Origin of the sequence: Serratia quinivorans, from assembly GCF_052113645.1 — a bacterium.
GTDB classification, from domain to species: Bacteria; Pseudomonadota; Gammaproteobacteria; order Enterobacterales; family Enterobacteriaceae; genus Serratia; species Serratia quinivorans_B.
The window spans coordinates 12791-31874 of record NZ_JBIEIU010000028.1 but is presented as its reverse complement, the minus strand read 5'-3'; the positions used below and the strand labels follow the sequence as shown (position 1 = coordinate 31874).

Here is a 19084-nt window from a genome sequence, read left to right as displayed (position 1 = left end):
TTGGAGCGGGAAACGAGACTCGAACTCGCGACCCCGACCTTGGCAAGGTCGTGCTCTACCAACTGAGCTATTCCCGCCCGGCGTATCGATGTCGGAACTAAACGAAATTCTTCATCGGTACGGGGTGCGCATTATACGAGAAATCCTTTTTGTCGCAAGCCCCTGAAAGCAAAAAAACGCGATTTTTGTTTGATTGCCGATTAAAGCGCCAAACTGGCTAATTAAGCGGCGGGATCGGCCGCTCCCGGCAATACGGCCCCTATCAAGAGGCCATAAACCCGTTATAACTGGATGAAATGCTCACGGTAATAGGCCAGCTCACCTACCGACTCGCGAATGTCATCCATCGCCTGGTGGGTGCCCTGCTTTTTGAAACCGCTGAGGATTTCCGGTTTCCAACGACGCGCCAGCTCTTTTAAGGTACTGACGTCCAGATAGCGGTAATGGAAGTAGGCTTCCAGTTCGGGCATATAACGGAACAGGAAACGGCGGTCCTGGCCAACGCTGTTACCGCAGATCGGTGATTTGCCCGCCGGAACCCACTGCTGCAGGAAGGCGATGGTCGCCAGCTCGGCGGCATGGTCATCGAACTGACTGGCTTTCACCCGCTCCACCAGCCCGCTGCCGGTATGGGTACGCACGTTCCAGTCATCCATCAGACCAAGCTGTTCATCGGATTGATGGACGGCGATCACCGGACCTTCCGCAAGAATATTCAGATTGGCGTCGGTGACCAGCGTAGCGATCTCGATAATGCGATCGCGTTCAGGATCCAACCCGGTCATCTCCAGATCGATCCAAATCAGGTTATTTTCGTTTCCTGTCATGATATTTCCTGCGTAAAAGCCAAAAGATAAACAAACTGTAGGCAAGGCGGCGACCGGCACCGGCTGTTTACCGACGGAGGTACGCTGCGCGTGGCGGCTAACAACGGTTATTTAATATAAAATAGCGTGTATCATAGTCTTTTTGGTCGCCATGAGCGATAAAGCGGATTCAAGTGAGGCGCAGTGAGCAAGAACAAACTGTCCAAAGGTCAAGAACGCCGCGTGCAGGCGAACCATCAGCGTCGTCTGAAGCGCACGGATAACAAACCGGAACTGGATGATTCCCAACTGGGCGAACCGCAGGACGGTATCGTCATCAGTCGCTTCGGGATGCATGCCGACGTTGAAGCAGCGGACGGCACCCAACACCGCTGCAACATCCGCCGTACGCTGCGTTCGCTGGTCACCGGCGATCGCGTGGTGTGGCGCCCTGGCGTCGGTACCCACGAAGGGGTCAAAGGCATTGTCGAGGCCGTGCATGAACGCACCTCGGTGCTGAACCGTCCCGACTTCTACGACGGCGTGAAGCCGATCGCCGCCAATATCAACCAAATCGTCATCGTTTCCGCGATCCTGCCAGAGCTGTCGCTGAACATGATCGATCGCTATCTGGTGGCCTGCGAAACGCTGGAAGTTGAGCCGCTGATCGTGCTCAACAAAATCGACCTGCTGGACGCCGAAGCGCGCAAGGTGGTCGACGGCATGATGGCCATCTACCGCCATATCGGTTACCGGGTGCTGGAAGTTTCCAGCCAGACGCGTGAAGGCATGGAGGCGTTTGAACAAGCGCTGGTCGATCGCATCAGTATCTTTGCCGGCCAATCCGGCGTGGGTAAATCCAGCCTGCTGAATGCCCTGCTGCCGCCAAGCGATAAGCAAATTCTGGTAAATCAGGTTTCCGATGTCTCCGGCCTCGGGCAACATACCACCACCGCCGCGCGGCTGTACCATTTCCAGCATGGCGGCGATGTGATCGATTCACCGGGCGTACGCGAATTTGGCCTGTGGCATCTGGAGCCGGAACAAGTCACCCGCGCTTATGTCGAATTCCGTGACTATTTAGGCGGTTGTAAATTCCGTGACTGCCGCCACGACACCGATCCAGGCTGTGCCATCCGCGGGGCGATGGAGAAAGGCGATATCGCGAAAGAGCGTTTTGAAAACTACCATCGCATTCTGGAAAGCATGGCATCAGTGAAGGTCCGCAAGAACTTCACCGACACCGCAGGCTGATAATACCGGGCGGGCGTTGACAGTGGCAGTGCCACCGTTACAATGCGCGCCCTTTATCCTTATTCAAGAGGTTAACGTGCTGGATAGCATCAAAATTAAATTGCAGTATTGGTTACCGAAGTTGGCACTGACCCGCCTGGCGGGCTGGGGTGCGGACAAGCAGGCCGGTTGGCTGACCCAACTGGTGCTGAAGGGCTTCGCCCGTTATTACCGCGTGAACATGCAAGAGTCGCAACATCCCGAGCTGAGCGCCTACGCCAGCTTCAACGAATTCTTTGTGCGCCCGCTGCGTGAAGGCGCGCGTCCGATCATCAGCGACGCCAACTGGCTGGCGCTGCCCGCCGACGGCGCTATCAGCCAGCTCGGTCAGATCCACGACGACCAAATTTTCCAGGCCAAAGGCCATCACTACAGCCTGGAAGCGCTGCTGGCCGGCAACTATATGCTGGCGGAGCCGTTCCGCAACGGCCTGTTCGCCACCACTTACCTGGCTCCGCGTGACTACCACCGCGTGCATATGCCATGCGATGGCGTGCTGCGTGAAATGATTTATGTTCCTGGCGACCTGTTCTCCGTTAACCCATTGACCGCCGCCAACGTGCCGAACCTGTTCGCGCGCAATGAGCGCGTGATCTGCGTGTTTGATACCGCCGTCGGGCCAATGGTGCAAATTCTGGTGGGAGCCACCATTGTCGGCAGCATCGAAACCGTCTGGGCCGGTACCGTCACACCGCCGCGTGAAGGCGTCATCAAACGCTGGACCTACCCGGAAGAAGGCGCGGAAGGTGCTATAGTGCTGGAAAAAGGCGAAGAAATGGGCCGTTTCAAGCTCGGTTCGACCGTCATCAACCTGTTCACCCCCGGCAGCGTACAGTTCGCTCCACAGCTGAACAACGGTACCGTGACCCGTATGGGTGAAGCCTTCGCTGAAATCCCGGCCGCGCCTGCCGCCGCTGAAACACCGCAGATCTGAAGGAATTGACGCTGTGCGCCTGATTATCACGTTATTGCTCGGTTGTTTACTGTCTCAACCGGTGCTGGCTGCCGCGGTGCCCACCGAAACTCAGCTCAAACAGGAGCTGAAACAGGCAGAGAGCAACAAAAGCGCGCCTAATCAGGCGGAAACCACTGAGGCGCTGCAAAGCGCCCTAAACTGGCTCTCGGAGCGCAAAGAGTCGTTAACCCGCGTTGAACAATATCAACGCGTGATCGACGATTTCCCGAAGATGACCCAGGAACTGCGCCGTCAGTTAACGCTGGAAGACAGCAAAATCCTGCCGAATGGCGATAATCTGCCGGCCAGCGAGCTGGAGCAACAGATCCTGCAAGCCAGCAGCCTGCTGCTGGAACAGGCACGCCTGCTACAGCAAGAACAGGAACGCACGCGGGAAATCAGCGACTCCCTCGGCCAACTGCCCCAGCAGCAAACCGATGCTCGTCGTGCGCTGACCGAAGTTCAACGTCGCCTGCAGGTGCAGCCTGCCAATCCGACCACCCCGCACGCGCAAGCGGCACTGGCGTTATTGCAGACGGAAGCCGCCGCGCGCAAGGCCAAGGTCGATGAACTCGAGCTGGCGCAACTGTCGGCCAACAACCGCCAGGAACTGGCGCGAATGCGCGCCGAGGTCTACAAAAAGCGTCACGAGAAAATCGACGTCCAACTACAAGCGCTGCGCAATAACCTGAATGCTCAACGACAGCGCGAAGCCGAACTGGCACTGGAAAAAACCGAGCAGTTGGCCGAGCAGAATGGCGATCTGCCGAAAAGTATCAGTCAGCAGTTGCAAATCAACCGTGAGCTGTCCGCGGCGCTGAACAATCAGGCCCAGCGCATGGATCTGATTTCATCCCAACAACGTCAGGCCGCCGCGCAAACGCTGCAGGTGCGCCAGGCATTGAGCACCATTATCGAACAGGCCCAGTGGCTGGGTTCGTCATCGGCGCTGGGAGAGACCCTGCGTGCCCAGGTGGCCACGCTGCCGGAAATGCCCAAGCCGCAGCAGCTCGATGGCGATATGGCCCAGCTGCGCGTGCAGCGCCTGCAGTTTGAAAGCCAACTGGAGAAGCTGTCGCAGCGTGAATTCAAACGTGATGACGGCAGCGAGCTGACCAGCGCAGAACGGCGCATCGTCGACGCCCAGTTGCGTACCCAGCGCGAACTGCTGAATTCGCTGTTGTCCGGGTGCGATACTCAGATCCTCGAGCTGACCAAGCTGAAAGTGGCGAATACCCAGTTGATCGAGGCGCTGAACGAAATCAGGGACGCCACCCACCGCTATCTGTTCTGGGTGCCGGACGTCAACCCGATCACCTTGTCCTATCCGATTAACGTCGCACAGGATCTGACGCGCCTGCTGTCGCTGGATACGCTCTCGCAGCTCGGCGGCGCCTTTATGATGATGGTGACCAGCCGCGAAACGCTGATCCCCATCTTCGGTGCCCTGCTGCTGGTGATTTTCAGCATCAGCTCACGCAAGCACTATCACGCCTTCCTGACGCGCGCCAGCAGCCGGGTCGGTAAAGTGACCCAGGACGAATTCTTCCTGACCCTGCGCACCGTGTTCTGGTCGATTCTGGTGGCATTGCCGCTGCCGGTCCTCTGGGCGGCACTCGGCTTTGGCCTGCAAAGTGCCTGGAACTACCCGGTAGCCGAAGCGATCGGCAAGGGCGTCACCGCCACGCTGCCGATCCTGTGGGTATGTATGATTTGCGCCGCCTTCGCCCACCCGCAGGGATTGTTTATCGTGCACTTCCGCTGGCCGGTGAAGCAGGTTTCACGCGCCATGCGTTATTACAAAATGTCGATCTGGCTGATAGTGCCGCTGATCATGGCGTTGATCACCTTTGACAGCCTGAAAGAACGCGAGTTTGCCAATACCCTGGGGCGGCTGTGCTTTATCCTGCTGTGTCTGGCGCTGGCCCTCGTGACCAATAGCCTGAAACGCGCCGGCATCCCGTTGTATCTGGACAAGAAAGGCTCCGGCGAGAACATGGTCAATACCGCGCTGTGGGGGCTGCTGCTGTCGGCGCCGCTGCTGGCTGCGCTGGCCTCTGCCGTCGGCTACCTGACCACTTCTCAGGCGCTGCTGGCACGCCTGGAAACTTCGGTGGCCATCTGGTTCTTCCTGCTGGTGATTTACCACATTATTCGCCGTTGGATGCTGATCCAGCGGCGACGCATCGCCTTTGACCGCGCCAAACAGCGCCGGGCAGATATTCTGGCCCAGCGCGCGCGTGGCGAAGAGGAAACGCCGCATACGCCTAACAGCACCGAAGGTTCGATGGACATGGATGATACAGAGATCGATCTGGACACCATCAGCGCCCAGTCGTTGCGACTGGTGCGTTCGATCCTGACGATGATCGCACTGGTGTCGGTGATCGTGCTGTGGTCGGAGATCCATTCCGCTTTCGCCTTCCTGGAAAACATCTCCCTGTGGGACGTGACGTCGACGATCAACGGCGTGGAAACTGCGCATCCGATCACCTTGGGCGCGGTACTGATCGCCATTTTGGTGCTGATCGTTACCATGCAGTTGGTGCGCAATCTGCCGGCCTTGCTGGAGCTGGCGGTGCTGCAGCACCTGGACTTGTCACCCGGCACCGGCTACGCCATCACCACCATTACCAAATATCTGCTGTTGCTGTTCGGCGCCATTCTCAGCTTTTCCTGGATCGGTATCGAATGGTCGAAACTGCAATGGGTAGTGACCGCGCTCAGCGTGGGGTTGGGCTTCGGTATGCAGGAGATCTTCTCCAACTTTATCTCCGGCCTGATCATCTTGTTCGAAAAACCGATCCGCATTGGCGATACCGTGACGATCCGTAACCTGACCGGTACCGTCACCAAGATCAATACCCGTGCCACCACCATTTCGGATTGGGATCGCAAAGAGATCATCGTGCCGAACAAGGCGTTCATCACCGAGCAGTTTATTAACTGGTCGCTGTCGGACAACCTGACCCGTGTGGTGCTGACCGTGCCGGCCCCGGCGGAGGCCAACAGCGAAGAAGTGACCAAGATCCTGACCCATGCCGCCGAACGCTGCTCGCTGGTGCTGGATAACCCGGCGCCGGAGGTTTACCTGGTCGATCTGCAGCAAGGTATCCAAATCTTTGAGCTGCGTATTTACGCCGCCGAGATGGGCCACCGCATGCCTCTGCGCCACGAGATCCATCAGTTGATCCTGTCCGGCTACCGCGAGCACGGCATTACGCTGCCATACCCACCATTCCAGGTGCGCAGCGAGACGCTGTCCCGCCTGACCAGTAACGGTCGCACGCCTGCCTCCACACCGGCGCCCAACACCAAGCGCGAATCAGGCAGTTTGTAACTGCAGAATGCAAAAAGGGCTCGGCGTGCGATGCAACACCGAACCCTTATATCACCACAATATATCCTATGGCTTTCAAGTTGCAGCTAGGCGCCCAGCTCGCTCATCCCCAGGCGCTTACTTCAGTAAGTAACTGGGGTGAGCGCGTGCAGGTAACAACGCTGCGGCTTGAAAGACGACGGATATACAGTTATGCGCGCCCGACCGGGAATGCCAACACTTCACTCAGGCTCTCGGCGCCCAACGCCAGCATCACCAACCGATCAACCCCCAGCGCCACACCGGAACACTCCGGCATGCCATGCTGCAGAGCATCCAGCAGGTTGTTATCAATCGGGTGCTGCGGTAAACCGCGTTCCGTACGCTTGCGATTGTCCTGATCAAAACGCTGACGCTGTTCACGGCTGTCGGTCAATTCGCGGAAACCATTCGCCAGCTCAATACCTTTGAAATAGACCTCGAAACGCTCCGCCACCCGGTGATCCTCAGTGCTGATCTCCGCCAACGACGCCTGGCTGGCCGGGAAGTGATAAACGAATGCCGGCTTGTCACGGCCGATGTGCGGTTCCACGCCCACGGTGAACAGCAGTTGCAGCAGCGTATCGCGATCTTCTTCAGTATCGGCAATGTTGCTTAGATCGAGTTTGGCCGCCGCTTCACGCAGTTGTACCTTCTCCGCTGACAGCGGATCGATATCCAGATGGCGCAGGAAAGCCTGCTGATAAGACAGGGTCTCTGCACTCTCGCAGTCCAGAACCTGCTGCAGCAAATCGTCCACTTCATTCATCAGCCGGTACATGTCGTAGTGTGGACGGTACCACTCCAGCATGGTGAATTCCGGGTTGTGGTGACGGCCGGCCTCTTCATTGCGGAAACTGCGCCCCATCTGATAAATCGGACCGCTACCCGCCGCCAGCAGACGTTTCATGTGGTATTCCGGGCTGGTCATCATGTACAGCGTCATGCCATCCGCCGCACCGGGCCCGACAAAACGCGTCTGGAACGGAAACAGGTGAATATCGGTGACCGTCGCCTGGCTCATGGTTGGCGTTTCAACTTCCAGCACGCCACGATCGGCGAAGAAACGCCGGATCTCAGTCAGGATCGCTGCGCGTTTCAACAAATTGGCGATGGGTGCACTTGGCTGCCAGCTTGCCGTTTCGCTCATGGTAATTACTCCGAAATCAAACAGGGGATGCAGTCTACTCGTATCCCGGCATGCAAACAAATTCTTAACAGCCCGGACGCTTTAACCTCGGCTTTACCTGATAAATAGTTGGCAAAAAGGTTAATAAAAGGTGAATAAACGTTAAATATCGCCTGCAGGCAATTATCCTTCCACCCAGCGGTTAAAAGGCAAAACAATCGATCACATCAAATTTCTTCTACTTAACTTTAGGTATAGTTAATTCCACATTATTGGTGGGAGATATCTATCCTTAAGCTTTATGCAACGACAATGAACTCAGTTAGTTAGCACCCGAAGAATATTTATAAATATTAAGCATAGATATTTAATTTGCCGTTCTTAACAAGAATATTGGAGGAATGCAGTGCAAACCTTTAACGCCGATCTTGCCATTATTGGGGCCGGGGGTGCTGGTTTACGTGCAGCAATAGCCGCAGCGGAAGCCAACCCCCAACTGAAAATCGCGCTCATCTCAAAAGTCTACCCGATGCGCAGCCATACGGTGGCCGCCGAAGGGGGGTCCGCCGCCGTCACTCAGGATCACGATTCCTTTGACTACCACTTCAACGACACCGTTGCCGGTGGTGACTGGTTGTGTGAGCAGGACGTAGTCGACCATTTCGTCCACCAGTGCCCACGTGAAATGACCCAGTTAGAACAGTGGGGCTGCCCGTGGAGCCGCAAACCGGACGGGTCGGTCAACGTGCGCCGCTTCGGCGGCATGAAGATTGAACGCACCTGGTTCGCCGCCGACAAGACCGGCTTCCACATGCTGCATACCCTGTTCCAGACCTCGCTCAAATACCCGCAAATCCAACGCTTCGACGAGCACTTTGTGCTGGATATTCTGGTGGATGACGGTCAGGCTCGCGGCCTGGTCGCAATGAACATGATGGAAGGCACCCGCGTGCAGATCCGCGCCAATGCGGTCATCATGGCCACCGGCGGCGCCGGGCGCGTGTATCGCTACAACACCAATGGCGGTATCGTCACCGGTGATGGCATGGGCATGGCGTTCCACCACGGCATCCCGCTGCGCGATATGGAATTTGTCCAATATCACCCTACCGGTTTGCCGGGCTCCGGCATCCTGATGACCGAAGGTTGCCGCGGTGAAGGCGGCATTTTGGTGAACAAAGACGGCTATCGCTACCTGCAGGACTACGGCATGGGCCCGGAAACCCCGCTGGGCGAGCCGAAGAACAAATACATGGAGCTGGGCCCGCGCGACAAAGTTTCGCAGGCCTTCTGGCACGAATGGCGTGCCGGCCGCACCATCGCCACCCCGCGCGGCGACGTGGTCTATCTCGACCTGCGCCATCTGGGGGAAAAGAAACTGCTCGAACGCCTGCCGTTCATCTGTGAACTGGCCAAGGCCTATGTCGGCGTCGATCCGGTAAAAGATCCGATCCCGGTACGCCCAACCGCGCACTACACCATGGGCGGCATTGAAACCGATCAAAACTGCGAAACTCGCATCAAGGGGCTGTTTGCCGTCGGCGAATGTTCTTCCGTCGGCCTGCACGGTGCCAACCGCCTGGGATCCAATTCGCTGGCGGAACTGGTGGTGTTCGGTCGGGTAGCCGGTGAGCATGCCGCTCGTCGTGCGCTGGAAACCGGTCCGGCCAACGGCAGTGCGCTGGACGCACAAGGGCGCGACGTCGAAACCCGCCTGAGCAATCTGATGAAGCAGGAAGGTAACGAAAACTGGTCGAAGATCCGCGACGAGATGGGACTGTCGATGGAAGAAGGCTGCGGTATCTACCGTACGCCGGAGCTGATGCAAAAAACCATTGATAAGCTGGCCGAGCTGAAAGAACGCTTCAAGCGCGTCAAGATCACCGACAATTCCAGCGTGTTCAATACCGACCTGCTGTACACCATTGAGCTGGGCTACGGCCTGGACGTCGCCGAATGCATGGCGCACTCCGCCTTTAACCGTAAAGAATCCCGTGGTGCGCACCAGCGTCTGGATGAAGGTTGCACTGAGCGCGACGACGTGAATTTCCTGAAGCATACGCTGGCGTTCCATAACCCGAACGGCGCACCGCGCCTGGAATACAGCGACGTGAAGATCACCAAACTGCCACCGGCCAAACGTGTGTACGGCGCTGAAGCCGAAGCGCAGGACAAAAAGGATAAGGAGCAGGCAAATGGCTGAGATGAACACCCTGAAAATCGAGGTCATGCGCTATAACCCGGAACGCGACGCCGAGCCGCATTTCGAGACCTTCGCGGTGCCTTATGATGAACAAACCTCGCTGCTCGATGCGCTGGGCTACATCAAGGATAACCTGGCGCCCGATCTTTCCTACCGCTGGTCATGCCGCATGGCAATTTGCGGCTCGTGCGGCATGATGGTCAACCGGGTACCGAAGCTGGCCTGCAAAACCTTCCTGCGTGAATACACTGGCGGCATGAAGGTCGAGGCGCTGGGCAACTTCCCGATTGAGCGCGATCTGGTGGTCGACATGACTCACTTTATCGAAAGCCTGGAGGCGATTAAGCCTTACATCATCGGCAATAACCGTAAGCCGGAAGACGGCCCTAACGTGCAAACCCCGGCGCAGATGGCCAAGTATCACCAGTTCTCCGGCTGCATCAACTGTGGTCTGTGTTATGCCGCCTGTCCGCAGTTCGGCCTGAACCCAGAGTTTATCGGCCCTGCGGCAATCACTCTGGCACACCGCTACAACCTGGATAATCGCGACCACGGCCAGAAACAGCGTATGGCGCAGCTCAACGGCCAAAACGGCGTGTGGAGCTGTACCTTCGTCGGCTACTGCTCTGAAGTTTGTCCGAAGCACGTTGACCCGGCCGCTGCTATCCAGCAAGGCAAGGTGGAAAGCGCCAAAGACTTCATGATCGCCATGCTGAAGCCGCAATAAGGGAGATAAACAGCAATGACAACACAACGTAAGCCCTATGTGCGCACCATGACGCCGACCTGGTGGCAAAAGCTTGGCTTCTACCGTTTCTATATGCTGCGCGAAGGGACCTCGGTACCGGCGGTGTGGTTCAGCATCGTGCTGATCTACGGCGTTTTTGCGCTGAAAGGCGGTGCGGATAGCTGGGCCGGGTTCGTCGGTTTTCTGCAAAACCCGCTGGTGCTGCTGATTAACCTGGTCGCCCTGTTGGCGGCGCTGCTGCATACCAAAACCTGGTTCGATTTAGCGCCGAAAGCCGCCAATATCGTGGTCAACAGCGAGAAAATGGGGCCTGGGCCGATAGTGAAAGCGCTATGGGCAGTAACGCTGATCGCCAGCGTAATCATCCTGGCCGTGGCCTTGCTGTAATCCGGAGGAAACATGATAAATCAAGCACCTAAACGCTCAGACGAACCGGTTTTCTGGGGATTATTCGGCGCCGGCGGCATGTGGGGAGCGATCATCGCACCCGCTATCGTGCTGCTGGTTGGCATTCTGCTGCCACTGGGTTGGTTCCCCGGCGATGCGCTGGGCTATGACCGTGTGCTGGCCTTCTGCCAGAGCCTGATCGGCCGCTTGTTCCTGCTGCTGATGATTATCCTGCCGCTGTGGTGCGGTCTGCACCGTATTCACCATGCGATGCACGATTTGAAAATCCACGTACCGGCCGGTAAATGGGTGTTCTATGGCCTGGCGGCTATCCTCAGCATAGTGACCGTCATCGGCGTGGTCACCCTGTAAGACACGTCTGGCGGCCAACACCCGTTGGCCGCCCGTTATTATTTCTATTCGATCAAATCGACATACCCGATGGGTTTCAGTGGCTGCTGAACTTCAACCCGAGAATGCCGACCACAATCAGGCACAGGCTGAGAATACGCGCGATATTGGTTGATTCACCGAGTAACACCATCCCCATAATTGCCGCCCCAACCGCACCAATGCCGGTCCAAACTGCATAAGCCGTGCCGGCGGGCAGCGTTTTCATCGCATGCGCCAACAACAGCATGCTGACCACCATGGCGGCAACAGTAATAATGCTGGGGGTCAGTCGGGTAAAGCCATGGGTATATTTCAGGCCAATGGCCCACACAACTTCCAGCAAACCGGCAATAAGCAGAATAATCCAAGCCATGAAACAGGCTCCATAACGATGGGGTCGTCCCCGAATGCAGATGCGTAAACAGGTCGTCCCGTTTAGCGTTGTGATATGCCAGGGGATTATACCTGCAGCCGAGAGGGATAACAGTACAAAGCTTCCGGCAGGAGAAAGATCGAACGGGGAAGCGGTATCCCACAACGATGCCTTTGAGTGGCTGTTCGCGGAATACCGCAGGGGATCAGTAAAGGGGGGTTATTCCGCGCTACGCTGGATGGCCTTGCCACCAGCCTGGATGTCCTCGCCCACGCCCTGAGTGGTGTTGCATGCAGTCAATGAGGTCAAGATCATCAAAGAGAAAATCGCGATAATACTTTTCTTCAGCATAGGAAAATCCTTATTTGTCAGTGATGAAAAAGTACGACTTTCTAAGCTTAGTAAATATTAGCGAGAGTTGCTGCTTAAATGGTGTTATTTCGCACAACTACATTAGACATGTTAATGAGTTCTAATTGGCCGTACGCGAGATAGCGCCACCGAGGTGCTGAACATCCTCACCAAAGCCACGGAAAGTATTACAGCCGCTAAGGGATATCAGTATTAACAGGGAGACAACGACCAACAGAGCTTTCTTTATCATGCTGATTCTGCCAAGGGTATACGGAAATGAACAAGCAAAGGAGCCCCAAGCTGGGCTCCTTTATTTAGAAACTTATTTTACGCGTGAAACGTATTCGCCAGAGCGGGTGTCAACACGGACAACTTCGCCAATCTGTACGAACAATGGAACCTTAACCACGGCGCCAGTGCTCAGGGTCGCAGGCTTGCCGCCGGTACCGGCAGTATCACCCTTCAGACCAGGATCGGTATCAGTGATTTCAGCTTCGATGAAGTTCGGCGGCTGAACCGCGATAGGACGGCCGTCCCACAGCGTAACGATACATTCTGCGTTATCTTGCAGCCATTTTGCCGCATCAGATACGGTTTTTTCTTCAACACCGTGTTGCTCGAAAGTCTCAGGGTGCATGAAGTGGTAGAACTCACCGTCGTTGTACAGGTAGTTCATGTTGGTATCTACCACGTCTGCGCCTTCGCAAGAGTCAGTAGATTTGAAGGTTTTTTCAACGCGGCTGCCGGTCAGCAGACGACGCATTTTAACGCGCGCAAACGCCTGGCCTTTGCCCGGCTTAACGAACTCACTGGATTCGATGGCGTAAGGTTCGCCCTCGAACATGATTTTAAGACCCGGACGGAAATCGTTGCTAGAATAAGTCGCCATGATGGCCCTCTGAATATTTGAACTGGTAGCTTAGCCAAAAAAATGGCACACATTATAACCCAAAGTACGGCATATAGAGAAGATTGGTTGCATCAACTCGCCGATGTTATTACCGATCCCGATGAATTACTGCAGCTTTTGTCACTGAATACGCATCCGGACCTGCCGCAGGGCCGTGAAGCCCGTCGGCTGTTTGCGTTGCGCGTACCTCGCGCCTTCGCCGCACGCATGCGTCCCGGCGACGCTAATGACCCGCTGCTGCGTCAGGTGCTGACCGCCAGCGAAGAATTCATCAATGCACCCGGCTTCACGACCGATCCGCTGGACGAACAGCGTAGCGTGGTGCCAGGCCTGCTGCATAAATACCGTAATCGTGCTTTGCTGCTGGTAAAAGGCGGCTGTGCGGTTAACTGCCGCTACTGCTTCCGCCGCCATTTTCCGTATCAGGACAACCAGGGCAATAAGGCCAACTGGCGTCAGGCGTTGGATTATATCCGCCAACACCCGGAACTGGATGAGATTATTTTCTCCGGCGGCGATCCACTGATGGCGAAAGACCACGAGCTGGACTGGCTGATCGGTGAACTGGAGGCCATTGCGCACGTAAAACGCCTGCGCATCCACACCCGTTTGCCGGTGGTGATCCCGGCGCGCATCACGCCAGAGCTGTGCCGCAGGCTGTCAACCTCACGCCTGCAGGTGTTGATGGTCACGCATATCAACCATGCCAATGAGATTGACCCTGAGCTGCAGGGAGCCATGGCGCAACTGCGACTGGCCGGCGTCACTTTGCTGAATCAAAGCGTGTTGCTGCGTGGCATTAACGACAACGCCGACACGCTGGCGTCGCTGAGCAATGCACTGTTTGACGCCGGTATTCTGCCCTATTACATCCACGTGCTGGATAAGGTACAAGGCGCGGCACACTTTATGGTCAGCGACGACGAAGCGCGCGCCATCATGCAGGCACTGTTGAGCAAAGTTTCCGGCTATATGGTGCCGCGTTTGACTCGTGAAGTCGGCGGTAAGCCAAGCAAAACGCCGCTCGACCTGCGCCTGGTGCAAGATTGACTGACGGGTCTATGACAGAGACAAAAGAGGCATGCCTGGGCATGCCTCTTTTTTATGCTATGACGTACGCATTAATCTTGCGTTACGGGCACTTATAAACCTGGCCGGCCATTTTGCTGTCCAGCGGGGCAAAGCTTGAAAGCAGGTTCTGGCTTGGGCTGGTGGCACCATAAATGACGTTGCCGCCCATCGCCGCAGCCTTGTTACGCAGATCGTTTGCCGCACCGCGCATGGAGCTGCCTTCACCACCGTTACCGGACAACCAGTTGCTCTGGGTACCCGTCACTTCACCCACCAGCTGGCATTCTGCCGCCGGTTTGGTGTCGGTAAATTTAACCTGCTGACCCGCGGCGGACAATTCATTGGTGCTGCTGCAACCCGCCAGCAGCACGGCTGCCGAAAGACCCAGTAAGGCTTTAATCCGCATCTTGTTCCCCATCTATATTGAGAATTTTGCAAAAGCTTATCAGAAAGCGTTGCCATCTCTTAAGCATCCGTTGCCACTGGTGCTGGTCAACGTCTTGAGCGACAGCTGATGAAAGATCAGTTTACCAGCTAAATCAGCCCGGTCTGCAAAAATATCATCAAAAGCAGTGAGACAAAGCACGCAAAAAAAACCCCGACCAATTGGCCGGGGCTTTTGCACACGCGAACGTGGGGGATGATTACATCATGCCGCCCATACCGCCCATGCCACCCATACCGCCGGCGCCACCTAAATCAGGTGCGTCATTTTTTGGCAGGTCGGTCACCATGCACTCGGTGGTGATCATCAGGCCAGCCACAGAAGCCGCGTACTGCAGAGCAGAACGGGTTACTTTGGTTGGATCCAGGATGCCCATCGCGATCATGTCGCCGTATTCTTCAGTGTAAGCGTTGTAGCCGAAGCTGCCTTCGCCTGCTTTCACGTTATTGGCAATCACAGAAGCTTCTTCACCGGCGTTGATTACGATCTGACGCAGTGGAGATTCCATCGCGCGCAGAGCAACCTTGATACCGACGTTCTGGTCTTCGTTGTCGCCTTTCAGATCAGCAATTTTGCTTGCTACGCGGATCAGTGCAACACCGCCGCCGGCAACCACGCCTTCTTCAACCGCAGCACGGGTAGCGTGCAGGGCATCTTCAACGCGAGCTTTCTTCTCTTTCATTTCAACTTCAGTTGCTGCGCCAACTTTGATAACGGCAACGCCGCCAGCCAGTTTAGCTACACGCTCCTGCAGTTTTTCACGATCGTAATCAGAGGTCGCTTCTTCGATCTGCTGACGGATCTGAGTCACGCGGCCTTTGATGGTTGTTTCGTCACCCACGCCATCGATGATGATGGTGGTGTCTTTGTTGATCACAACGCGCTTAGCCTGGCCCAGGTCTTCCAGGGTTGCTTTCTCCAGCTCCAGACCGATCTCTTCAGAGATAACGGTACCGGCAGTCAGGGTAGCGATGTCCTGCAGCATGGCTTTACGACGATCGCCGAAACCAGGTGCTTTAACCGCAGCCACTTTCACGATGCCGCGCATGGTGTTAACCACCAGGGTAGCCAGTGCTTCGCCTTCAACATCTTCAGCAATGATCAGCAGTGGTTTGCCAGCTTTCGCCACGGCTTCCAGTACTGGCAGCATTTCACGGATGTTGGAGATTTTTTTGTCAGCCAGCAGAATGAACGGGCTTTCCAGTTCGATAGAACCGGTTTCTGGTTTGTTGATGAAGTACGGAGACAGGTAACCGCGGTCGAACTGCATCCCTTCAACAACGTCCAGCTCGTCTTGCAGGCCAGTGCCTTCTTCAACGGTGATAACGCCTTCTTTACCCACTTTCTCCATCGCTTCTGCAATCAGTTTACCCACGGTTTCGTCGGAGTTTGCAGAGATGGTGCCTACCTGAGCGATAGCTTTGGAGTCAGAGCAAGGTACGGACAGTTTTTTAAGTTCTTCAACAGCGGCGATAACCGCTTTGTCGATACCGCGCTTCAGATCCATCGGGTTCATGCCGGCAGCCACAGCTTTCAGGCCTTCGGTGATGATGGATTGAGCCAGTACGGTTGCAGTGGTGGTACCGTCGCCCGCAGCGTCGTTCGCTTTAGAGGCCACTTCTTTCACCATCTGCGCGCCCATGTTTTCAAACTTGTCTTCCAGTTCGATTTCACGAGCAACAGATACGCCATCTTTAGTGATGGTAGGAGCGCCGAAGGACTTATCCAGCACTACGTTACGGCCTTTCGGGCCCAGGGTCACTTTTACTGCATCAGCGAGAACATTCACGCCGCGGAGCATTTTCACGCGTGCGTCATTGCCGAATTTTACGTCTTTAGCTGCCATTGGTATTTCCCTTCAACTCGTTCAGTTCAGAAGATAAAGCGTGCTTACGCTTCAACAATTGCCAGAATGTCGCTTTCGGACATGATCAACACTTCTTCATTGTCGATCTTCTCTGCTTTCACGCCGTAACCGTCGTTGAAAATCACGATATCGCCAACTTTCACATCCAGCGGCTGGATGTTGCCGCTTTCCAGAACACGCCCTTTACCCACTGCCACAACTTCACCACGAGTAGATTTACCCGCTGCAGAGCCAGTCAGAACGATGCCGCCAGCAGATTTTGATTCAACTTCTTTGCGCTTGACGATAACGCGGTCATGCAATGGACGAATACTCATTGAACGCTCTCCTGTAAGAAGGTCTCTATCAGATTTAGGGTTGTCACCGGATTGTTATTACCGGCCTCGTGGAATTTGAAATGGGGGCATTCCATCCCCCTTCAAGGGGCCGGTCAAAAAAATTTTCGCTTTTGATGGTAATACTGGGCTACGGATGCAAAAAACGCGGCCTGAGCCGCGTTTTTTCAACGATCGTTGCGTTTGTCATGATCGTCGGGTTGATGATCCAGCGTATAGCGATCGTCGTTTTTACGCTGGAACTCGCCGTCGAAGGTGTTGCCGTTGGCAGCGTCGCCCCCCTGGCTCCAACCGCCGGGACGGTAAACGGAAAGATGCGGCATCAGCTTCAGCGTCAGCGATTTCTGCACCGGCGGCAACAGCAGCAACAGGCCGAGGAAATCGGTAAAGAACCCCGGTACCAGCAGCAAGAAGCCCGCCAACACCAGTGAGACGCTCTTCACCATTTCCGACGCCGGGCTTTCACCCGCGGCCAGTTTCTGTTGCATCTGCATGAAGGTTTTCATGCCCTGATTGCGCACCAGCGAAATGCCGACGCAGGAGGTGAACACTACCAGCAACAGGGTTATCGCGACACCCAATACGGCGGCGACTTTGATAAATAGAGATATTTCTATGTAAGCCAACAGAAATATCAGCAGTAACGGTAACCAGCGCACCTGGTTCTCCTCTGGTAGATCTGCGCAACCGCACATGGGCGACGGCGCGAAAAGGGGGCCGGTAAACGGCCGACCTAAATACAATGGGGCCTGCCGGTGTTCATTTCAACCAAGGGCCCTTTTTTATTGCTAAAGTTAATAAACGTGAAAGGGATCACAGAACCGAAAACAGGCAATTTCAGAAGACTCATAAGGTGATCTGGATTCAGTCATTTATTACTAACCAGCATATGATCTGGGCAGCAACGGGCACTGTGGTTAATCGTTTCATGCCTGAAGCCTTCGGCAACATAATTTGGTTCCCTGACAATTAATTAATTCGGCAGCAATACAAAGAAGGTTCACATGTCAAATAACATTCGTATCGAAGAAGACCTGTTAGGAACACGTGAAGTCCCCGCAGAAGCCTATTACGGTGTTCATACTCTGCGTGCGATTGAAAACTTTTATATCAGCAACAGTAAAATCAGCGACGTGCCCGAGTTTGTCCGTGGCATGGTAATGGTAAAAAAAGCCGCAGCGATGGCGAATAAAGAACTAAAAACCATTCCGCGTAAAATCGCTGACGTCATCATCCAGGCCTGTGATGAAGTGCTGGATAAAGGCAAATGCATGGACCAGTTCCCAGTGGACGTGTTCCAGGGCGGCGCAGGCACTTCACTGAACATGAACACCAACGAAGTGCTGGCGAATATCGGCCTGGAACTGATGGGCCACCAGAAAGGCGAATACCAATACCTGAACCCTAACGATCACCTCAACAAGTGCCAGTCCACCAACGACGCTTACCCAACCGGTTTCCGCATTGCGGTTTACGCCTCCAACCAAAAGCTGATCGACGCCATCAACCAGCTGCGCGAAGGGTTTGACCTCAAGGCAAAAGAGTTTGAAACCATCCTGAAAATGGGGCGCACCCAGCTGCAGGATGCCGTGCCAATGACTTTAGGTCAGGAATTCCATGCCTTCAGCGTGTTGCTGAAAGAGGAAACCCGCAACCTGCATCGCACCGCCGAACTGCTGTTGGAAGTGAACCTGGGGGCCACCGCTATCGGTACGGCGCTGAACACACCGGAAGGCTACTCGCAGTTAGCGGTACAAAAACTGGCGGAAGTCAGCAACCTGCCCGTAGTACCGGCCGAAGATCTGATCGAAGCCACCTCCGACTGCGGTGCCTACGTGATGGTGCACAGTGCGCTGAAACGTCTCGCGGTCAAGCTTTCTAAAATCTGTAACGACCTGCGCTTGTTGTCTTCGGGCCCACGCGCCGGGCTGAACGAGATCAACCTGCCGGAACTGCAGGCCGGCTCTTCCATCATGCCAGCCAAGGTGAACCCGGTGATACCAGAAGTGGTCAATCAGGTGTGTTTCAAGGTGATTGGCAACGACACTTGCGTTACCATGGCGGCCGAAGCGGGCCAACTGCAGTTGAACGTCATGGAGCCGGTGATTGGCCAGGCCATGTTCGAGTCAATCCACATCCTGACCAACGCCTGTTATAACCTGCTGGAAAAATGCATTAACGGCATCACCGCGAATAAAGAAGTGTGTGAACACTACGTCTTCAATTCTATCGGTATCGTCACCTATCTGAACCCGTTCATTGGCCACCACAATGGTGACATCGTCGGGAAGATCTGCGCCGAAACCGGCAAGAGCGTACGTGAAGTGGTGCTGGAACGCGGTCTGCTGACCGAAGCCGAGCTGGATGACATCTTCTCCGTGGAGAACCTGATGCACCCGGCGTACAAAGCCAAACGCTATACGGATGAAAATGAACAATAACAGCCACACCCGGTAG

Annotated in this window: 19 protein-coding genes and 1 tRNA gene; 9 read left to right on the top strand and 11 right to left on the bottom strand. The window is 55.5% G+C overall.

Translation table 11 applies throughout. From position 1 onward, the window contains the following. Position 1 precedes the first annotated feature (1 nt). Both ACGS9J_RS26300 and orn read right to left on the bottom strand, forming a co-directional pair. Positions 2 to 77: transfer RNA gene (locus ACGS9J_RS26300), tRNA-Gly, on the bottom strand. Positions 78 to 281: 204 nt separating this feature from the next. Then, complete coding sequence (orn, locus tag ACGS9J_RS26295) at positions 282 to 827, bottom strand: oligoribonuclease (protein WP_061807516.1); 546 nt, start codon at positions 825 to 827, stop codon at positions 282 to 284. A 183-nt stretch (positions 828 to 1010) separates the two neighbouring features. Between orn and rsgA the strand changes: the two genes are divergently transcribed. From rsgA to mscM, 3 genes are all read left to right on the top strand, one after another. After that, positions 1011 to 2060 carry a small ribosomal subunit biogenesis GTPase RsgA gene (gene rsgA, locus ACGS9J_RS26290; RefSeq protein WP_442233527.1) on the top strand — a complete coding sequence of 350 codons (1050 nt, stop codon included), beginning with the start codon at positions 1011 to 1013 and terminating at the stop codon, positions 2058 to 2060. A 76-nt stretch (positions 2061 to 2136) separates the two neighbouring features. Further along, complete coding sequence (gene asd, locus ACGS9J_RS26285; protein WP_442233526.1) at positions 2137 to 3033, top strand: archaetidylserine decarboxylase; 897 nt, start codon at positions 2137 to 2139, stop codon at positions 3031 to 3033. Between the two features lie 13 nt (positions 3034 to 3046). Then, positions 3047 to 6394 (top strand): miniconductance mechanosensitive channel MscM, encoded by a 3348-nt coding sequence (gene mscM, locus ACGS9J_RS26280; protein ID WP_442233525.1) that lies wholly within the window; start codon positions 3047 to 3049, stop codon positions 6392 to 6394. Between the two features lie 190 nt (positions 6395 to 6584). On the opposite strand, the gene epmA is transcribed toward mscM, so the two are convergent. Further along, positions 6585 to 7562 (bottom strand): elongation factor P--(R)-beta-lysine ligase, encoded by a 978-nt coding sequence (epmA, locus tag ACGS9J_RS26275; protein WP_442233524.1) that lies wholly within the window; start codon positions 7560 to 7562, stop codon positions 6585 to 6587. A gap of 385 nt (positions 7563 to 7947) precedes the next feature. Here epmA and frdA point away from each other — a divergent pair, with 385 nt between their 5' ends. From frdA to frdD, 4 genes are read left to right on the top strand one after another with little or no spacing between them, the layout of a single operon-like run. Further along, positions 7948 to 9744, top strand: coding sequence for a fumarate reductase (quinol) flavoprotein subunit (gene frdA, locus ACGS9J_RS26270; RefSeq protein ID WP_442233523.1), 1797 nt, complete (start codon positions 7948 to 7950; stop codon positions 9742 to 9744). Continuing rightward, positions 9737 to 10471, top strand: a complete 735-nt coding sequence (locus tag ACGS9J_RS26265) for a succinate dehydrogenase/fumarate reductase iron-sulfur subunit (RefSeq protein WP_006322025.1) — start codon at positions 9737 to 9739, stop codon at positions 10469 to 10471. The genes frdA and ACGS9J_RS26265 overlap by 8 nt, the downstream gene beginning before the upstream one ends. 15 nt (positions 10472 to 10486) lie before the next feature. Then, positions 10487 to 10879: a fumarate reductase subunit FrdC gene (gene frdC / locus ACGS9J_RS26260; RefSeq protein WP_442233522.1), complete on the top strand. Its 393-nt coding sequence runs from the start codon at positions 10487 to 10489 to the stop codon at positions 10877 to 10879. Positions 10880 to 10891: 12 nt separating this feature from the next. Continuing rightward, positions 10892 to 11251: a fumarate reductase subunit FrdD gene (frdD, locus tag ACGS9J_RS26255; RefSeq protein ID WP_442233521.1), complete on the top strand. Its 360-nt coding sequence runs from the start codon at positions 10892 to 10894 to the stop codon at positions 11249 to 11251. A 76-nt stretch (positions 11252 to 11327) separates the two neighbouring features. On the opposite strand, the gene sugE is transcribed toward frdD, so the two are convergent. The 4 genes from sugE to efp form a co-directional block, all read right to left on the bottom strand. Beyond that, positions 11328 to 11645 (bottom strand): quaternary ammonium compound efflux SMR transporter SugE, encoded by a 318-nt coding sequence (gene sugE / locus ACGS9J_RS26250; protein ID WP_006323188.1) that lies wholly within the window; start codon positions 11643 to 11645, stop codon positions 11328 to 11330. Between the two features lie 219 nt (positions 11646 to 11864). Next, positions 11865 to 11996 carry an entericidin A/B family lipoprotein gene (locus tag ACGS9J_RS26245; protein WP_020824888.1) on the bottom strand — a complete coding sequence of 44 codons (132 nt, stop codon included), beginning with the start codon at positions 11994 to 11996 and terminating at the stop codon, positions 11865 to 11867. 121 nt (positions 11997 to 12117) lie between these two features. Further along, positions 12118 to 12249, bottom strand: coding sequence for an entericidin A/B family lipoprotein (locus ACGS9J_RS26240; RefSeq protein ID WP_442233520.1), 132 nt, complete (start codon positions 12247 to 12249; stop codon positions 12118 to 12120). A gap of 72 nt (positions 12250 to 12321) precedes the next feature. After that, a complete protein-coding gene (gene efp / locus ACGS9J_RS26235; protein ID WP_004952647.1) occupies positions 12322 to 12888 on the bottom strand; it encodes an elongation factor P in 567 nt (188 codons plus the stop codon). Positions 12889 to 12930: 42 nt separating this feature from the next. On the opposite strand from efp, the gene epmB reads away from it, so the two are divergent. Further along, entirely contained in the window at positions 12931 to 13959 is a 1029-nt protein-coding gene (gene epmB / locus ACGS9J_RS26230; protein WP_442233519.1) for an EF-P beta-lysylation protein EpmB, read from the top strand. 82 nt (positions 13960 to 14041) lie between these two features. Here the strand turns inward: epmB and ACGS9J_RS26225 are convergent, their stop codons facing one another. The 4 genes from ACGS9J_RS26225 to ACGS9J_RS26210 all read right to left on the bottom strand — a co-directional run bounded on the left by ACGS9J_RS26225 (position 14042) and on the right by ACGS9J_RS26210 (position 17286). Further along, positions 14042 to 14386, bottom strand: a complete 345-nt coding sequence (locus ACGS9J_RS26225) for a DUF4156 domain-containing protein (protein ID WP_012004874.1) — start codon at positions 14384 to 14386, stop codon at positions 14042 to 14044. 238 nt (positions 14387 to 14624) lie between these two features. Beyond that, positions 14625 to 16271, bottom strand: a complete 1647-nt coding sequence (groL, locus tag ACGS9J_RS26220) for a chaperonin GroEL (RefSeq protein ID WP_442233518.1) — start codon at positions 16269 to 16271, stop codon at positions 14625 to 14627. 44 nt (positions 16272 to 16315) lie between these two features. Continuing rightward, positions 16316 to 16609: a co-chaperone GroES gene (locus ACGS9J_RS26215; RefSeq protein ID WP_004952634.1), complete on the bottom strand. Its 294-nt coding sequence runs from the start codon at positions 16607 to 16609 to the stop codon at positions 16316 to 16318. 185 nt (positions 16610 to 16794) lie between these two features. Next, on the bottom strand, positions 16795 to 17286 hold the full coding sequence (locus ACGS9J_RS26210) for an FxsA family protein (RefSeq protein WP_182820961.1): 492 nt from the start codon (positions 17284 to 17286) through the stop codon (positions 16795 to 16797). Between the two features lie 345 nt (positions 17287 to 17631). Here ACGS9J_RS26210 and aspA point away from each other — a divergent pair, with 345 nt between their 5' ends. Beyond that, complete coding sequence (gene aspA / locus ACGS9J_RS26205; protein WP_442233517.1) at positions 17632 to 19068, top strand: aspartate ammonia-lyase; 1437 nt, start codon at positions 17632 to 17634, stop codon at positions 19066 to 19068. Positions 19069 to 19084: the final 16 nt, after the last annotated feature.

What these genes read in the sequence shown, in the direction of transcription:
- frdD (WP_442233521.1), top strand. Translation starts at nt 10,892, where the DNA reads ATGATAAATCAAGCACCTAAACGCTCAGACGAACCGGTTTTCTGGGGA.
- groL (WP_442233518.1), bottom strand. Translation starts at nt 16,271, where the DNA reads ATGGCAGCTAAAGACGTAAAATTCGGCAATGACGCACGCGTGAAAATG.
- epmA (WP_442233524.1), bottom strand. Translation starts at nt 7,562, where the DNA reads ATGAGCGAAACGGCAAGCTGGCAGCCAAGTGCACCCATCGCCAATTTG.
- epmB (WP_442233519.1), top strand. Translation starts at nt 12,931, where the DNA reads ATGGCACACATTATAACCCAAAGTACGGCATATAGAGAAGATTGGTTG.
- efp (WP_004952647.1), bottom strand. Translation starts at nt 12,888, where the DNA reads ATGGCGACTTATTCTAGCAACGATTTCCGTCCGGGTCTTAAAATCATG.
- orn (WP_061807516.1), bottom strand. Translation starts at nt 827, where the DNA reads ATGACAGGAAACGAAAATAACCTGATTTGGATCGATCTGGAGATGACC.
- ACGS9J_RS26240 (WP_442233520.1), bottom strand. Translation starts at nt 12,249, where the DNA reads ATGATAAAGAAAGCTCTGTTGGTCGTTGTCTCCCTGTTAATACTGATA.
- frdC (WP_442233522.1), top strand. Translation starts at nt 10,487, where the DNA reads ATGACAACACAACGTAAGCCCTATGTGCGCACCATGACGCCGACCTGG.
- ACGS9J_RS26215 (WP_004952634.1), bottom strand. Translation starts at nt 16,609, where the DNA reads ATGAGTATTCGTCCATTGCATGACCGCGTTATCGTCAAGCGCAAAGAA.
- sugE (WP_006323188.1), bottom strand. Translation starts at nt 11,645, where the DNA reads ATGGCTTGGATTATTCTGCTTATTGCCGGTTTGCTGGAAGTTGTGTGG.
- ACGS9J_RS26265 (WP_006322025.1), top strand. Translation starts at nt 9,737, where the DNA reads ATGGCTGAGATGAACACCCTGAAAATCGAGGTCATGCGCTATAACCCG.
- aspA (WP_442233517.1), top strand. Translation starts at nt 17,632, where the DNA reads ATGTCAAATAACATTCGTATCGAAGAAGACCTGTTAGGAACACGTGAA.
- ACGS9J_RS26245 (WP_020824888.1), bottom strand. Translation starts at nt 11,996, where the DNA reads ATGCTGAAGAAAAGTATTATCGCGATTTTCTCTTTGATGATCTTGACC.
- ACGS9J_RS26225 (WP_012004874.1), bottom strand. Translation starts at nt 14,386, where the DNA reads ATGCGGATTAAAGCCTTACTGGGTCTTTCGGCAGCCGTGCTGCTGGCG.